Source organism: Microcoleus sp. MOSTC5 (assembly GCF_036701825.1).
GTDB lineage: Bacteria > Cyanobacteriota > Cyanobacteriia > Cyanobacteriales > Microcoleaceae > Microcoleus > Microcoleus asticus.
This window is the reverse complement of the sequence record NZ_JAUBRK010000062.1, coordinates 18289-33972: the sequence shown is the minus strand read 5'-3', so window position 1 is coordinate 33972 and position 15684 is coordinate 18289. Positions and strand designations below refer to the sequence as shown.

Sequence of the window (15684 nt, the reverse complement as noted above, 5' to 3'; positions counted from 1 at the left end):
GTTATGAGAAAAAAAAAGTTTTTTAACATATTCTTTAGCAATGATTAGTTTAAAAAGCTTGACATAAAATCCATCTGAAAGGTAAGCCTTGGTTCACCGTCCAAAAATCAGAGCGTCCAGGGAATACGCACCTGGGCCTAAAACCGCGATCGCAATCAGCATGACACAATACATAAACGCTTTTTCCCAGCTTGGCGGTTCACCTTTCCCTAAAGGCCCCTGATACTGTTCTTCAGGAATTAAATAGGGATCGCGGGCAACAAAAGGCAACCCTTGTGCAATTTCTAAAACCATTGCAAAAACCATCGATCCGAGAATTGGTAGACTCGCTAATAGAGTAAGAAATCCCAGAATTAGGCAAACTCCACCGCCCAACATCGATGCTGCTGATAGAAAGCAAAGAAAGATCGGCATTTTTAGAGAATCCGCCCACTGTTGAAGATGCGTTATTTTAGGATAGCCGTGCAGGAGGAACAATATACCGACACTAACTCTTAATAGTAAAAGCAACGCGCCTTGAAGTCCAGTAGGGTAGACATTATTGAGCGAACTGAATAGGTTTAGACCTAGCTCTGGCAGATTAGATGAAATGTTAGTAGCTAATAGAAAACTGAGCGCAAAACCAATAACAAATTTGTAAATCATCTTTGCACCCCACGAGTATTAAGGTCGATCGCGTATAAAGATGTGCCTGCCGTAATAAACAGGCGATCGCGCTTCACTCCACCAAAGGTGAGGTTAGCACAAGTCTCCGGCACCAGAATTTTTCCTAAGCGATTGCCATTGGGCGCATATACCTGCACGCTATCCTGAGAGCTAGTAAAGATATTGCCGTACTCGTCCACGCGCAACCCGTCGGGTTGACCTGGATCGATGACTGCAAATACGCTACCGTTGGTTACGCGCCTACCGTTTACGACCTCGTACACGCGGATATGATGGGGCCCATCTGGAATGTTGAAAGCAGCGGTATCAGATACGTATAATAGGTTTTCGTCCGGACTGAAAGCAAGTCCGTTAGGGCGAACCATGTCCGTCACGATCGCATCGATCTCACCCGTTGCTGGGTCAAAGCGGTACACGAAACATCCCCGTTGTTCCTGTTCGCCCCCATATCCTTGGTTTGGCTCAGTAATGCCGTAGGGTGGGTCAGTGAACCAGATTGTGCCGTCACTTTTCACTACCAGGTCGTTCGGGCTGTTGAGGCGCTTACCTTGGTAACGGTCTACTAAAACCTTCCACTGATCGTAGCGATCGCGTCTGATAATAGCACGTAAACCTGACGAACACGCAACCAGACGACCCTCCAAGTCGCGGTAATTACCGCTTTGATAGTCGGACGGGTCGCGCAGGACGCTCACTCCATCACTAGCACTCCAGCGCAACAGGCGGTTGCCGTGAGCATCGCTCCACACAAGGCTGTCGTCTTCGTGGAAGTAAACGGGGCCTTCGCTATGAACGGCATCGGTGGCAAGCTTTTGGAGCGAACTATCTGGGTGTACAAGCAATCGGAGGCGATCGTCATAAATTTCGATGGTTTCAGGCATGGTATTTCTTGCCAGTTAACGCACATTGAGCTGCGATCGTTACAGCTTTAAGTTCAGGGTAATTGTCGTTTAATTAGTGTGAATTACACCTCAAACCACAGTTATAGATTAGCGAACTATTTTTGAATAAGTAGTATCGATAAAATCAGAATATTTCGTTAGGTAGATATAAAGACTAAGCCATCAGATAGATGACTTTTTTGAGTTTAAAGTTATAGTGTGGAACAAACAATCTATCCTAAGAGATATTATCTCATTCCTAATCAATCGCTCACAGCAATTTCAACAACTGCGTGAGAAACCTTACTTCCTATTTCGCATGGGAATTGATGCACAGCCTGTGTTGCTAGATGAAGCTAAGCTACTCCAAGAAGTTAATAAATAAATCCAGAATAACTTCAGAAAAAATTGCCATGAAAACGACAACAAATCACTATGATGTCATCATCATCGGGACAGGAGCAGGTGGAGGTACGCTGGCTCACCGCTTGGCACCCACAGGTAAAAAGATTTTAGTGCTGGAGCGAGGTGATTTTCTACCTCGTGAAAAAGACAACTGGAGCGCTAAGGAAGTTTACCAAAAAGAACGCTATCACACTGACGAACACTGGTACGACAAAGACGGTAAGGCGTTTCGTCCGCAGACGGGCTACTGGGTTGGTGGAAATACCAAACTTTATGGGGCAGCGTTGCTACGACTGCGAGAGCGAGATTTTGAGCAAGTAATCCACAAGGGCGGTATTTCCCCAGAGTGGGAACTGAAGTATGAGGATTTTGATCCTTATTACACTCAGGCAGAAAACCTATACGACGTGCATGGAGAGCGAGGTAAAGACCCTACAGAACCGCCTTGCAGCGAATCCTATCCATATCCTGCGGTGAGTCATGAGCCGGATATGCAGGCGCTTGCCGATTGCATCCACAAGCTGGGCTACTACCCGTTTCATCTGCCATTGGGACTGAAGCTGAACGAGAGCGATCGCACTAAAAGTCCCTGCATTCGCTGCGATACCTTTGACGGCTATCCCTGTCTGGTGGGTGCAAAAGCCGATGCCGATGTCAATGCGATTCGTCCCACCCGCGAGGCGTACTCTAACGTAACGCTGATAACAAATGCCAAAGTCCTCCAACTGCACACTAGCGCGTCTGGGCGAGAAGTGACTGCCGTTGAAACTGATGTTAATGGCGAGTTGTATCAGTTTTCTGCTGATATTGTCGTAGTGGCTTGCGGGGCTATCAACTCGGCTGCCTTGCTGCTGCGATCGGCTAATGACAAGCATCCTAATGGACTGGCGAACAGTTCCGATCGGGTGGGGCGCAATTTTATGAAGCATCAGGCGATCGCACTATTATCAATCCATCTTGAACCCAACCGAGCCAACTTTCAAAAGACGATCGCCGTTAACGACTTTTACTGGGGCGAACCGGATTTTCCCTACCCTATGGGCATGGTGCAAAATAGCGGAAATGTGCTGCCAGATATGATTCCGGCGGAAGCGCCCCCACTTTTAGCACCCTACGTGAAATTGATTCCTGGCTTTGAACTCCACCTGATGGCTGAACGATCCGTGGGGTGGTGGTTGCAAACCGAGGATTTGCCCGACCCTAACAATCGCGTGCGTGTTGTCGGTGACAAGTTACACCTGGATTACACCCTGAATAATACTGAAGCTGCCGATCGCCTGGTTCATCGCTGGACATCGGTGCTAAAGTCGATCGAGCGAAATGCCATGCACGTCATCCCGTTTAGCCTCTATCCCCGCAATAACATTCCTTTGCAAGCTGTGGGCCATCAATGCGGCACCTGCTGCTTTGGTAGCGACCCCAAAACCTCAGTATTAGACCTCAACTGTCGCACCCACGATGTCGATAATCTTTATGTCGTCGATGGTAGCTTTTTCCCCTCCAATTCTGGAGTCAACCCGACACTGACGATTATGGCGAATGCTTTGCGTGTTGGCGACGCCATTGCAGAACGTTTGATGGTAGTCCTGCATAGCAAGGAAAATCCAGGCTTTTAATTGATAGATAAACTGGCGTTATACTCATGAATAAAATACCAAATAGCCCCAATATGATTGGAATTTTTTTTGGAGAATGAAATAGTTTTTCTCGCCAATCTAGATATTCTTTGTCTCGCCGTATTATTAAATCTTTCTATATAGTTTGTCAGACCAGTCTCCTTTCCTACTGCCTTGTGTCTTTTTTGAGGAAAAACTGTGACCTAGGAAAGGACAAAAGTCTGTATAACTTACGGCACATTGACTCTGGAACAGGTCGCACAAGAATCCCATAATCCTTGAGCGCCTGCTCGATCTCTTTTGCCAATATACACTCCTACAATTTCTTTAGTCAACACATCAATTGCTAACCAAATCCACTGCTTGTTTCCCTTGTCTCCTACAAATGACTACATTTCATCACATTGAATAGTTAGCTTTCCATTTTTTTTGACTTCACTTCTACTTGTCTTTTGAGGGCTACCAACTTTTGTTAACATAGTATTGTAGCCACCTTTTTAAAACCCCCGTCGCCCTCACAATTCCAGCCAGAGATATTTTTTTAATAAAAGTTTATCTATCAACTTTTTTGTTTCTTCCGAAATCGATTGATGTCTGGGAGCCATCACAAATTATCTGGCACAATCTCGACACTTAAAACTTTGTTTACCATTGTGAGTGTGACCATTTTTTACAATATATTGAGAATCACATCGAAGACATTTCATAAGCGAAAATTTAAGGCAGATTGAATAAGTAAATTATAACAGATATTCCTGACTATGCAGGACTACCCCGACAATACTGATGATTTCTGATACTCCAACAACGATCGCGCGACTGTCGGTGCTGGCTTTAGTGGTTCTCTAGTAGCGACTCACCTGTTAAAAACAGCTAACCGCCCCTTGCTAATCAAGCCGATTGAGCGCGATCGCGATCTTGGCAAGGGAGTTGCCCATAGCACCACCAACAGTCCAGTTCGTCTTTTAACCCTTGATCTTGAGTGTGCCTTGCTGTAAGATAAAATTCAGCTATACTACGGTAAACCGAGCGATCTATAGTATAAACTGCGTAAGTCCTTATTAAACGAGACATTCAGCAAGGAGTTGAGGAGACGAATCATGAGCAAGTGGTTTGCCATTGCCAGACGTAGGTTACTGCTATTTTTTATTTCAGGGCTGTTTCTAGCGCTATTAGTCAATGCCTGTAATTCTTCCTCTCCTGGAACTGGCACTACAGCAGCATCCCCAGGCACATCTCCTACGGCAGTTCCTACGGTAGTACGTTTAGATTATGCCTACTACAATCCTGTCAGTCTCGTGCTGAAAGAAAAAGGCTGGCTGGAAGAAGACTTAGCCAAAACCAATATCAAAGTGGAATGGGTGCTCAGTCAAGGTAGTAACAAGGCATTAGAGTTTCTCAATGGCAGCAGCATTGACTTTGGCTCGACTTCTGGTGCTTCGGCACTGATTGCCAAAGCCAATGGCAATCCCATCAAGTCTATTTACGTTTACTCGAAGCCCGAATGGACAGCATTAGTAACTACGGCGAATTCATCCATTCAAAAAGTCGCCGATCTAAAAGGCAAGAAAGTTGCAGCAACGCGCGGAACCGATCCGTTTATTTTCTTGTTGCGTGCCTTGGATCGAGTCGGTTTGACTGCCAAAGATGTGGAAATTGTGCCTTTGCCCCACGCTGACGGTAAAGCTGCCCTTGAGAAAGGCGATGTCGATGCCTGGGCTGGTCTCGATCCATTTATGGCACAGACAGAAATAGAAAAAGGCTCGAAACTTTTCTTCCGCGATACTAAACTAATTAGTCAAGGCTTTTTGAATGTCCGCGAGGCATTTGCCAAACAATATCCTGAACAAGTTAGTCAAGTGCTAACCGCCTATGAGAAGGCACGGAAATGGGCGATCGCAAATCCCAGCGAACTCAAGCAAGTGGTGATTAAAGCATCGAAGCTGACAGAAGCCGTAGCAACTAAACAATTAGAGGAGCGAACCGATATATCAAACTCATCGATTGGTGACGAACAAAAAGCCGTTATTAGTGCTGCTGGGGATGTCTTGAAAAAAAGCGGGGTAATCGAGAAGTCCGTTGACGTGATTACAGTAGTTAACGATTTAATCGATCCGCAGTATGTGGCAAAGATTGCCAAATCCTAAGTAAAAAACATCTGCTTTGGATATATAGCAATTCTCAAACGAGTGAGGTACGTAGTTGGGCTTTAGCCCTCTGATTGTGCTTATGTAGTAAGTGAGGTAAGCACCTAACAACTCCCATTACCAATTAACAGTGATACCTCATCTACCTGAGAAGGGCTGTAGCGATTATCAAACAAGTGAGGTACGCTCGCAGCAATTAGCAGTTAGCAATTAGCAATTAACCATTAGCAATAAGTTATGGGACAAAGACTTGCGATCGCAATACCAAGCGCACAAACAGGTAATATTTGGCAATCCCTCAGTCGTCTGGGCAGAGTAAAAGGCTTGCTCTTGCCAGTCTTTCTCTTAATATTGTGGGAAAGTCTCTCTAGGTTTGGCTGGGTTGCTCCTAACTTGTTACCTGCTCCCTCAACTATTGTCATAACAGTTTGGCAACTCGGTGTAGCAGGGGAACTATGGCAGCACATCGGCATTACACTCTATCGAGTCTTTGTTGGCTTCTTGATTGGTACATTTTTTGCCACTATTCTAGGAGGATTAACAGGCTATTCTTGCCTAATTCACGATTTACTCGACCCACTTTTGCAGTCACTCCGTAACATTCCTTCCCTCGCATGGGTGCCACTATTCATCCTCTGGATGGGAATTCATGAGCCTTCTAAAATTGCTCTGATCGCCGTTGGAGTCTTTTTCCCCGTTTACTTAAATCTGATGAGCGGCATTCACAATGTCGATCGCAAATTGGTTGAGGTTGGCAAAATCTATAGACTTAATGATTGGCAGCTTATCAGTCGTGTGTTCTTGCCCGCGACATTGCCTGCCTACATTGTCGGTTTGCGAAGTGGCTTGGGTTTGGGCTGGATGTTTGTCGTGGCGGCTGAATTGATGGGAGCCAGTCAGGGCTTAGGCTTCTTATTGATCGACGGGCAAGCCACTGGACGACCTGCAATCACCCTCGCTAGCATTCTCCTGTTTGCGATTTGCGGAAAAGTGACTGACTCAGCGATCGGTTTTGGATCGCATTGGCTACTCCATTGGCAGGATGTTTACGCTTCCAACCATTAATTCAAAGCATTAGTTTCAAGCATTTATTCAAAGCGCCAAGGAGGAACCGTAGATGCTACTCATCGAAGGACTACAGAAGCAATTTAAAAATGGCTTTGTAGGGCTAGACTCTATTGATTTAACTGTTAATCGTAGCGAGATTGTTAGTTTAATCGGTACGAGTGGTTGTGGTAAAAGTACACTTTTACGGATCGTTGCTGGATTAGATATGCCAACTTATGGAGATGTGCAAATTGACCATATTCGCATTGACAAACCTCATCCAGAAATTGGTGTAATATTTCAAGAACCTCGGCTGATGCCTTGGTTAACCGTCTGGGAAAATGTGCAGTTTGGTTTGCATCATTTACCGAAGGATGAACGCAAGGCACGGGCAAGTGATGCTCTAGTTAAGGTTGGATTACAAGATTTTGCTCGTTTGCTGCCGCGCCAACTATCAGGAGGAATGGCTCAACGGGTGGCGATCGCGCGTGCCCTTGTTACTAATCCTTCTATTTTATTGCTAGATGAACCCTTTAGTGCTCTCGATTCCTTTACTAGAATGCAATTACAGGATCGTCTGTTAGAAATTTGGCAATCCGATCGCCAGACCATGATTCTTGTCACCCATGATGTTGAAGAAGCACTGATTTTAAGCGATCGCGCGATCGTCATGCGTGGCAACCCTGGACGTATCCACCTCGAGCTAGATATCGCTCTTCCCCGTCCCCGCAGGCGTACCGATCGCGATTTGCAATATTGGAAAGAAAAATTATTGAGTACCTTGGATTTATCCAATACGCAAACTGTTCCCTTAGAGGTTTAAACCCCAGGCGGCGATCGCAATTAATATCTAATCGAGACCGAGGAGGTTTAATTGGTAAGTTCCATAAATTTAAAGAGGCAACAATTTCTATATTATAGTGAATAAAATTGTTGCCAAAACCCCTAATTATCAAAGCAGCTATCTCAAAACCTAAATCCTAATTCAGCAAAACTTGACTTCAATCATGACTACTAAAATACTTCCCAACTACGATCCCACTCTCTTTCAAGGAGCCATTCCTTATTACCTGCAATATCGACCGCGCTACCCAAATGCTCTTTACGATTTGATCTCACAGGAATTTCAATTAGATGGGCAAGGCAAGCTTCTCGATCTCGGCTGTGGGATTGGCTTGGTAGCGATCGCCTTACACGATCGATTTCAATCTGTTTTGGGTATCGATCCCGATACAGAAATGCTCGAAGTTGCCAAGCAAGAAGCTAAACTGGCTCATGCTTCAAATATCACTTGGGTAAGGGATTTAGCAGAAAATATTTCCCCGGCAATTGGTACATTTTCCCTTGTCACCATTGGTCGTGCTTTTCATTGGATGGATCAAGAATTGGTACTACAGCGTAGCTACGATGTGCTCGATCGCACCAGTAACGCTAATAGGGGGATAGCGATTATTCAAACTGAAAAAGATATTTGGTCAAATGACTCTGTTTGGGCACAAAATGTGCTAACTACGATCAAACGGTGGCTAGGAGAAGAGCGGCGTGTGGGATTGAGTAGCGTTCCTTTGCTCTACAAGTCTGATTTAGAAGTTTTGGATCGATCGCCATTCGTTCGGATTCAGCGCCATAAGATTGACTTTCAAAAACACTGGACGATTGATAATTTTATTGGTTATCTCTACTCCACCGCTTACTGCCGTCGTGATTACTTTAATGGCGATACTTCCGAATTTGAGGCGGAAATTAAAGCAGCAATTCTCAGTGCCGAACCTTCAGGTCAGTTTGTTGAAGATGTACCGATTTCTGTTTACTTGGGTTTTAAGGACTGACCAACCTATAGGAATCCTAAATCATTTGTACGTCATTATTTACCTCAATTTTGGATCGTCAAATATGAAAATATCCGTTGCAGACTCGAAAAGCAAAACACAACAAGACAGCAAGCAAGATTATGTAGCGATCGCGAAATCGCTTGCTCAAGAATTTGCTGCTACTGCCATCGAACGAGATCGTGTTGGCGGTACGCCAAAGTATGAACGCGATCGCATTCGTTCTAGCGGTTTGCTCGGTTTGATTATCCCTAAAGAATATGGCGGTATTGGCGAAACATGGATCGCTGCACTCCAAATTTCCCGCGAGTTGGCAAAGACTGATAGTTCTCTAGCCCATGTTTACTCTTATCACCATTTAGGGGTTGTTATCCCGCATCTTTTTGGCACGGAGGAGCGCAAGGCACAGTTCTACAAAGATACGGTGACAAACAATTGGTTCTGGTGCAATGCTCTCAATCCCCTCGATCGCCGTGCCACTTTAACTCCTGATGGTACAGGCTTTTTACTCAACGGTACAAAAAGCTTTTGCTCGGGCTCTAAAGATTCTGATATCTTACCCATAACTGCGGTTCGTCAAGATACCTCGGAACTCACAATTATTGTAATTCCCACTCAAAGAGAGGGAATACAAATCCATGACGATTGGGATAATATGGGGCAACGTCAAACCGATAGCGGTAGTATTAGTTTCGACCAAGTGCGCGTTTATGACTCGGAAGTGTTTGGCGATCGCACCCGTGCTGATATTCCTTTCCGTACTTTACGAGCTTGTTTGACGCAAATCAATCTTGCCCATATTTATCTGGGTATTGCGGAAGGAGCATTTGCTGCTGCCAAAGACTATACTTACACCCAAGGACGACCTTGGTTGACTTCCAATGCTCCTAGTGTGACGCAAGATCCCTACATTCTGAAACACTACGGAGAAATGTGGGTCGATCTGCAAGCGGTTAGCAGTTTGACGGATCGAGCCGCCGCCATTCTGCAAACAGCTTGGGAAAAAGGCATAGATTTAACAACAGAAGAACGTGGAAAATGCGCGATCGCGATCGCAACGGCAAAGGTTGCTGCCACAAAAATAGGTTTAGATGTGACAAGTCGCATTTTTGAAGTGATGGGGGCGCGTGCTACCACCAGTAAATATGGTTTCGATCGCTACTGGCGTAATCTGAGAACGTTTACGCTGCATGATTCTGTTGACTATAAAATTCACGATCTGGGTAACTGGGTACTCAACGATCAGCTCCCCAATCCCAGCTTTTATACGTAGAAATCATCATTCAAAAAGGATGTTTTATATTCAATTTTTCTCCAGAAACTTGGTTGATGGAGGGAGAGCATCCCTAATTTGTACAATATTTACGCAACTGCACAATTAGTAAGGTGCGTCAGACGCTCAAACCCTAACGATCTCGTTCAATGGCTGCATCTGACGCACCCTACAAAATCTGGAGGTTCCTGATGGACTGAAGTGCTGTAACCATGAGCGATCGCACTCCAAAATCTTAAGCTCCGAAAGTGAAAAACTATTAACTCCGGTAAATTTATCGAGATTTAGTGGTATACTGACCTAAAGTTACTCTCAATCCCTTCCTTATTGATATTTATGTGGATTAAGTTCTCAGAAGCCAAGCCTTTAGGCCTTTTGACTTACTACCGCCAAAATTTCCTTTCTCCAAGAGGTCGCAGTCTTTCCCTGCTGTTTGCAACCGGACTCGGCTTGAGTTTGGGAGTAGCAGCTTGCTCTAGGAACAATACCGTACAAAACTCTGCCGCTCAACTAACCACTGCAACTAACACTCCCGCATCTACAAAAAGCGTTACTGTTAACATCGGCTTCCAAAAATCGGCTACCGTTCTCAACGCTCTTAAAACCAAAGGCGACTTAGAAAAAGCCTTAGCAGCCTCCAAATCTTCTGTAAAATTTGTAGAATTTCCGGCTGGGCCACCATTATTAGAAGGAATGAATGCAGGCAGTATTGACTTCGGCTACACAGGAGAAGCGCCGCCAGTTTTTGCCCAAGCTGCCGGAACACCATTAGTTTATGTTGCTTACGAAACATCAAATCCTCAGTCTGAAGGTATTGTGGTTCCCAAGGATTCACCAATACAAACTGTTGCCGATCTCAAAGGCAAAAAAGTTGCTTTTGCCAAAGGATCTAACACTAATTACTTAATAGTTAAAGCTTTAGAAGCGGCTGGACTGCAATACAGCGACATCACTCCAGTTTTTCTCAAACCAGCAGAGGCTCGTGCTGCTTTTGAAGGCGGAAATGTCGATGCTTGGGCGGTTTGGGACCCGTATTTAGCAGCAGCCGAAAAAACCGCAGGCGGACGACTAATCAAAGATGCCACAGGAATTGCTGCTAATCGAGGTTACTATCTGGCTCGTAAGGCTTTTGTTGACGAACATCCTGAGGTTTTAAAACTGATTTTAGATGAGGTAAAAAAGGTAGATCGATGGGCGGCGGGCAATCCAGTAGAAGTTGCTAAATTTTTGGAGACGCAATTAGGAATAGAAGCCTCCGTCTTAGAAGTATCAGAAAAGCGACGCAAGTATGGCGTTTCTCCCTTGACGGATGAAGAGATATCAGGACAGCAGGAAATTGCTGATACTTTCCATAAATTGGAGCTTATTCCTAAGCCAGTTCAGGTTAAAGAAATCGTTTTGAAAGATAGTAAGTAGAGTCATTAGCAAGAGGAAATCAAGGTGAATACTCAATTCATAAAAACCGATGTGCTGGTAATTGGTGGCGGTACGGCAGGCACTATGGCTGGGATCAAAGCTAAACAGGCAAATCCTGACAGCGAAGTGCTAATTTTAGAGAAGGCAAATATTCGTAGAAGTGGTGCGATCGCAATGGGAATGGATGGCGTAAATACTGCTGTCATTCCCGGCCATTCCACACCCGAACAATACGTCCGCGAAATTACCCTTGCTAATGACGGTATCCTCAACCAAAAAGCCGTTTATCAAACCGGAAAATTAGGCTATGAAGTCATCCAAGAGTTAGAAAGTTGGGGAGTTAAATTTCAGAAAGATGCTCAGGGGAATTACGACTTAAAACAAGTTCACCGCGTCGGCAAATATGTATTACCAATGCCAGAAGGTAAAGACCTAAAACAAATTTTAACTCGACAGGTGAAACGCCATAAAGTTAAAGTTACAAATCGAGTCATGGCAACCCGCGTCTTAGTACAAACAGGACGCGCTACTGGTGCTGTTGGCTTTGACGTGCGAAATGGCGATTTTGTAGTAATTCAAGCGAAAGCTGTCATTCTTTCTACAGGTGCTTGCGGCCGTTTAGGACTACCAGATTCTGGCTATCTTTATGGCACTTACGAAAATCCGACTAATGCCGGAGATGGCTATTCAATGGCTTACCATGCAGGCGCAGAACTGAGTAATATTGAGTGCTTCCAAGTCAACCCGTTAATTAAAGATTATAACGGCCCTGCTTGTGCTTATGTTGCCGGCCCCTTCGGCGCTCATACTGCTAATGCCGAAGGTCATCGCTTCATTAATTGCGATTATTGGAGCGGTCAAATGATGCTGGAAATCTGGAAGGAATTAAACTCTGGCAAAGGCCCGATTCAATTAAAAATGACTCATCTCGATGAGGATACGATCGCTGAAATTGAGTCAATTCTTTGGTCAAACGAGCGGCCTAGTCGAGGCAGATTTCATGAAGGAAGAGGGGAAAATTATCGCTCTCACGGCGTAGAGATGCACATTTCTGAAATCGGGCTATGCAGCGGTCACAGTGCCTCTGGTGTATGGGTGAATGAAAAGGCAGAAACAACAGTACAAGGACTTTATGCAGCGGGAGATATGGCCAGCGTTCCTCATAATTATATGATCGGCGCGTTTGTGTTTGGTAGGTTAGCAGGAACTAATGCCATTGATTACATCCAAGATGTAGATTATGTCGAGCCAGATGCTGAATTTCTGGAAGCAGAGAAAGCGCGGATTTATGCACCTTTAAATCTGCCGAATGGAATTCCTCACACGCAAGTAGAATATAAGCTGCGGCGCTTGGTGAATGATTATTTACAGCCGCCCAAAGTAGGCAATAAACTGGAAATTGGGTTGAATAATTTTGTCCGCTATCACGAAACTTTGGAGGAAATGGGTGCTCGCGATGCCCATGAGTTAATGCGCTGTATGGAAGTTCACTTTATTCGAGACTGTGCGGAGATGGCGGCGAGGGCTTCTTTGTATCGCCGCGAGACTCGTTGGGGGCTTTATCATTATCGATTAGATTACCCTGATAAGAATGATGAAGAGTGGTTTTGTCATGTTAATTTGAAAAAAGAGGAGTCGGGAGAAATGAAATTGTTTAAGCGTCCAGTTGAACCTTATATTGTGGAGGTGGATTTGCATAAAGAGGATTATGATGTTGTAGCTCGTTGAGTTTTTATAGCGAGCGAATGTATTTTGTAAGTTGGGTTTTACTTACATATTGCACCCTTGTTAAAAGCCTGTAGGGGCGGGTTCGCCAAAAACCTTAAACCGCATAGCAAAAGCTAAAAAAACCGCCCCCACACCACGATTGATTCCTTTATTAACAATGGTGCAATATCTGAATTTTAACCGGATTTCTCTATTAGACTGGATTTTAACCCAGTAGCTTAAAGAGAAGAGTGCTAAAGCACAACTACGTACCTTTGTTTATTCACAATTAACGATCGCAACTAACTATGGCTTTAATTACACAACGAATTGATGTCCCCGTCACTGTAGATGAGTCTAAGTGTTTGGAGAAATGCCATGTCTGCATTGATGTTTGTCCTTTGGATGTATTAGCAAAAAATCCAGAAACAGGCAAAGCTTACATGAAATACGATGAATGTTGGTTTTGCTTACCCTGTGAAAAAGAATGTCCGACGAATGCAATTACGGTTAAAATACCTTTCTTGTTGCGCTAAATTTGTTCTAGTTTATAGGGATTATAAAACCATGAATGCTGAGACTGATAGCGAATTAAATCAATGGCTGGAAATGTTGCGATCGCCCGATCTCAGCGATCGCCTTGTTGCCGTTAAAAATCTACAATATTTGGGCGATGAAGAAGCTACAAATGCCCTACTCATTGCCCTGTCTGATGATAGTATTGCCGTTCAGAAAATAGCAATATCTGCTCTTTGGGAAATTGGCAACCCTGTCGCTATTCCCGCTTTAATCGAGTGTCTAGGTTCCGCCGAACTCGATATTCGCCAAGAAGCATTATCGGCGTTGAATGAATTAGTTTCACCCACTGATTTAAAGCAACTCCTAGATGCACTACACCGCGACAATGTTAATATCCAACTCAACATATTAACTCTGTTGCGAAAGATTCACGATGCTCAATCTTTACCCGATATTTTACCGTTCTTTGCATCAAAAATTCCTGAATTGAGAGCAGCAGCAGTCACCACTCTCAGCTATCTCAATCAGGTGGAAAAATGCCCCCAATCTTTAGCTTTAGTATCTGATATAGATGTCAATGTTCGCCGTGCTACGGCTTTAACTTTAGGACATTTAACAGATCCAGAAATTATCTCAATTTTGTGTCAATCACTCAAAAGCGATACTGACTGGCAAGTGCGACGAAATGCAGCTAAATCTTTGGCAATTCATGCCGATTCTGCGGCAATTTCCGCGCTGGAAACGGCGGTAAGTGACGAACACTGGCAAGTTCGCAAATTCGCATTACAAGCTTTGCAAAAAATGCCAGATGAACGAGTGCTACCTGCTTTAATTAGATCCTTAGCTGATGAATATTCAGATGTGCGAAAAGAAGCCGCGATCGCGCTAGGCAATCTCAGCAATCCGGCAGCGATGAATGCGCTACAGCAATCTCTCGACGATCCCGATAAAGAAGTCTCTATCTTTTCTGAAAGAGCAATTCAAAAAATTCAAAAATTACTGCAAAATTCCCCCAATGGTTAATTCTTCTTCCTTACCAAAAACTGACTCGCATCTACCCTCAGAAAAGATCGATCCGCTGGGAGAATTGCGACAGCAAGAAGTTGTAAACTATCTCAAACAAGTCATCGAACCCTCCCTAAAAAATGATATCATCAGTTTGGGCATGGTGCGAAATTTGCGAATTGTTGATGGTTACATTTATTTGCGCCTTTATATTGGTTCGCATCAGCAAGACTTACAAGCAAAAATTGAATCTGTTTTATCACCTATAACCTGGTGTAAAAAAACTTATATTCAAATTTGCACGATCGCCAACGTGCGAACTACTTTAGCTATTTCTAGCGGTAAAGGGGGAGTCGGAAAATCTACAACTGCTGTCAATTTAGCCGCCGCTTTAAAATTACAAGGGGCAAAAGTAGGTTTACTAGATGCTGATGTTTACGGCCCGAATATTCCGCAAATGTTAGGCTTAGGACAAGCCGATATCGAGACAGTTAATACTGCTAAAGGTCAGAAATTTTTACCCTTGGAAGCGCAGGGAATCAAACTGATGTCTGTGGGTTTACTAGCCGAACCAGAACGCCCTTTAGCATGGCGGGGTCCCGTTCTCCACAAAATTATTACTCAGTTTATTCAAGATGTAGAATGGGGCGAATTAGATTATTTACTAATTGATTTACCCCCAGGAACCGGAGATGCTCAAATTACGATTGTGCAAGAAAGTCCGATTTGTGGAGTGATACTTGTTACTACGCCGCAACAAATATCTATTTCCGATGTTCGTCGCAATATTTATATGTTTCGCCAAGTTGGGGTTCCGGTTCTTGGGATTATTGAAAATATGAGTTATTTAATTGGCGATCGCGATCGAGAACCGCTGCAAATTTTTGGCAGTGGCGGCGGTAAACAGCTAGCAGAAGAACTCCAAGCACCCCTTCTTGCCCAAATTCCTATAGATCCGCGCATCTGTGCGGGGGGTGATACAGGAAAACCGCTAACAATTGCAGATCCAAACTCGGCGGTATCTCAGATTTTTATGCAGATAGCAGCAGGGCTAGATGCTACTTTTTCTCCTGCGATCGCGACCGATCTACAGCTATTTTCCGGTGAGTGAGATACAGATAAACTTGGTAATCTCCAAACTTTTGCCCTGCAAGGATTTTCGGTATTTTTTTG

The 15684-nt window shown here is 44.3% G+C and carries 14 protein-coding genes and 1 pseudogene; 12 read left to right on the top strand and 3 right to left on the bottom strand.

The features are described 5' to 3' along the window. Positions 1-93: 93 nt before the first annotated feature. Together QUA54_RS27200 and QUA54_RS27195 are read right to left on the bottom strand one after the other, a co-directional pair. Entirely contained in the window at positions 94-645 is a 552-nt protein-coding gene (locus tag QUA54_RS27200) for a DoxX family protein (RefSeq protein ID WP_333417336.1), read from the bottom strand. Then, entirely contained in the window at positions 642-1547 is a 906-nt protein-coding gene (locus QUA54_RS27195) for an SMP-30/gluconolactonase/LRE family protein (RefSeq protein ID WP_333417335.1), read from the bottom strand. The genes QUA54_RS27200 and QUA54_RS27195 overlap by 4 nt, the downstream gene beginning before the upstream one ends. 413 nt (positions 1548-1960) lie before the next feature. Between QUA54_RS27195 and QUA54_RS27190 the strand changes: the two genes are divergently transcribed. Then, positions 1961-3568, top strand: a complete 1608-nt coding sequence (locus QUA54_RS27190; protein WP_333417333.1) for a GMC family oxidoreductase — start codon at positions 1961-1963, stop codon at positions 3566-3568. Here the strand turns inward: QUA54_RS27190 and QUA54_RS27185 are convergent. Next, positions 3565-4275: pseudogene (locus tag QUA54_RS27185) on the bottom strand (IS1 family transposase). The gene QUA54_RS27190 and the pseudogene QUA54_RS27185 overlap by 4 nt on opposite strands. 153 nt (positions 4276-4428) lie before the next feature. Between QUA54_RS27185 and QUA54_RS27180 the strand changes: the two are divergent. The 11 genes from QUA54_RS27180 to QUA54_RS27130 all read left to right on the top strand — a co-directional run bounded on the left by QUA54_RS27180 (position 4429) and on the right by QUA54_RS27130 (position 15622). Beyond that, positions 4429-4566: a hypothetical protein gene (locus QUA54_RS27180; RefSeq protein ID WP_246276890.1), complete on the top strand. Its 138-nt coding sequence runs from the start codon at positions 4429-4431 to the stop codon at positions 4564-4566. A gap of 102 nt (positions 4567-4668) precedes the next feature. Continuing rightward, the gene (locus QUA54_RS27175) at positions 4669-5715 is read left to right on the top strand and encodes an aliphatic sulfonate ABC transporter substrate-binding protein (protein ID WP_333417331.1); all 1047 of its coding nucleotides are present in this window, start codon (positions 4669-4671) and stop codon (positions 5713-5715) included. 237 nt (positions 5716-5952) lie between these two features. Continuing rightward, entirely contained in the window at positions 5953-6780 is an 828-nt protein-coding gene (locus QUA54_RS27170) for an ABC transporter permease (protein ID WP_333417329.1), read from the top strand. Between the two features lie 52 nt (positions 6781-6832). Further along, entirely contained in the window at positions 6833-7585 is a 753-nt protein-coding gene (locus QUA54_RS27165) for an ABC transporter ATP-binding protein (RefSeq protein ID WP_333417327.1), read from the top strand. Positions 7586-7769: 184 nt separating this feature from the next. Further along, positions 7770-8591, top strand: a complete 822-nt coding sequence (locus tag QUA54_RS27160; protein WP_333417325.1) for a class I SAM-dependent methyltransferase — start codon at positions 7770-7772, stop codon at positions 8589-8591. Between the two features lie 64 nt (positions 8592-8655). Then, positions 8656-9864 (top strand): acyl-CoA dehydrogenase family protein, encoded by a 1209-nt coding sequence (locus QUA54_RS27155; RefSeq protein WP_333417323.1) that lies wholly within the window; start codon positions 8656-8658, stop codon positions 9862-9864. Positions 9865-10200: 336 nt separating this feature from the next. Beyond that, a complete protein-coding gene (locus tag QUA54_RS27150) occupies positions 10201-11280 on the top strand; it encodes a sulfonate ABC transporter substrate-binding protein (RefSeq protein ID WP_333417322.1) in 1080 nt (359 codons plus the stop codon). A 24-nt stretch (positions 11281-11304) separates the two neighbouring features. Further along, entirely contained in the window at positions 11305-13008 is a 1704-nt protein-coding gene (locus QUA54_RS27145) for a fumarate reductase/succinate dehydrogenase flavoprotein subunit (RefSeq protein ID WP_333417321.1), read from the top strand. 287 nt (positions 13009-13295) lie between these two features. Then, the gene (locus QUA54_RS27140) at positions 13296-13523 is read left to right on the top strand and encodes a 4Fe-4S dicluster domain-containing protein (protein WP_172190211.1); all 228 of its coding nucleotides are present in this window, start codon (positions 13296-13298) and stop codon (positions 13521-13523) included. Positions 13524-13554: 31 nt separating this feature from the next. After that, the gene (locus QUA54_RS27135) at positions 13555-14529 is read left to right on the top strand and encodes a HEAT repeat domain-containing protein (protein WP_333417319.1); all 975 of its coding nucleotides are present in this window, start codon (positions 13555-13557) and stop codon (positions 14527-14529) included. Further along, complete coding sequence (locus QUA54_RS27130) at positions 14522-15622, top strand: Mrp/NBP35 family ATP-binding protein (RefSeq protein ID WP_333417317.1); 1101 nt, start codon at positions 14522-14524, stop codon at positions 15620-15622. The genes QUA54_RS27135 and QUA54_RS27130 overlap by 8 nt, the downstream gene beginning before the upstream one ends. The last annotated feature ends 62 nt before the right edge of the window (positions 15623-15684 follow it).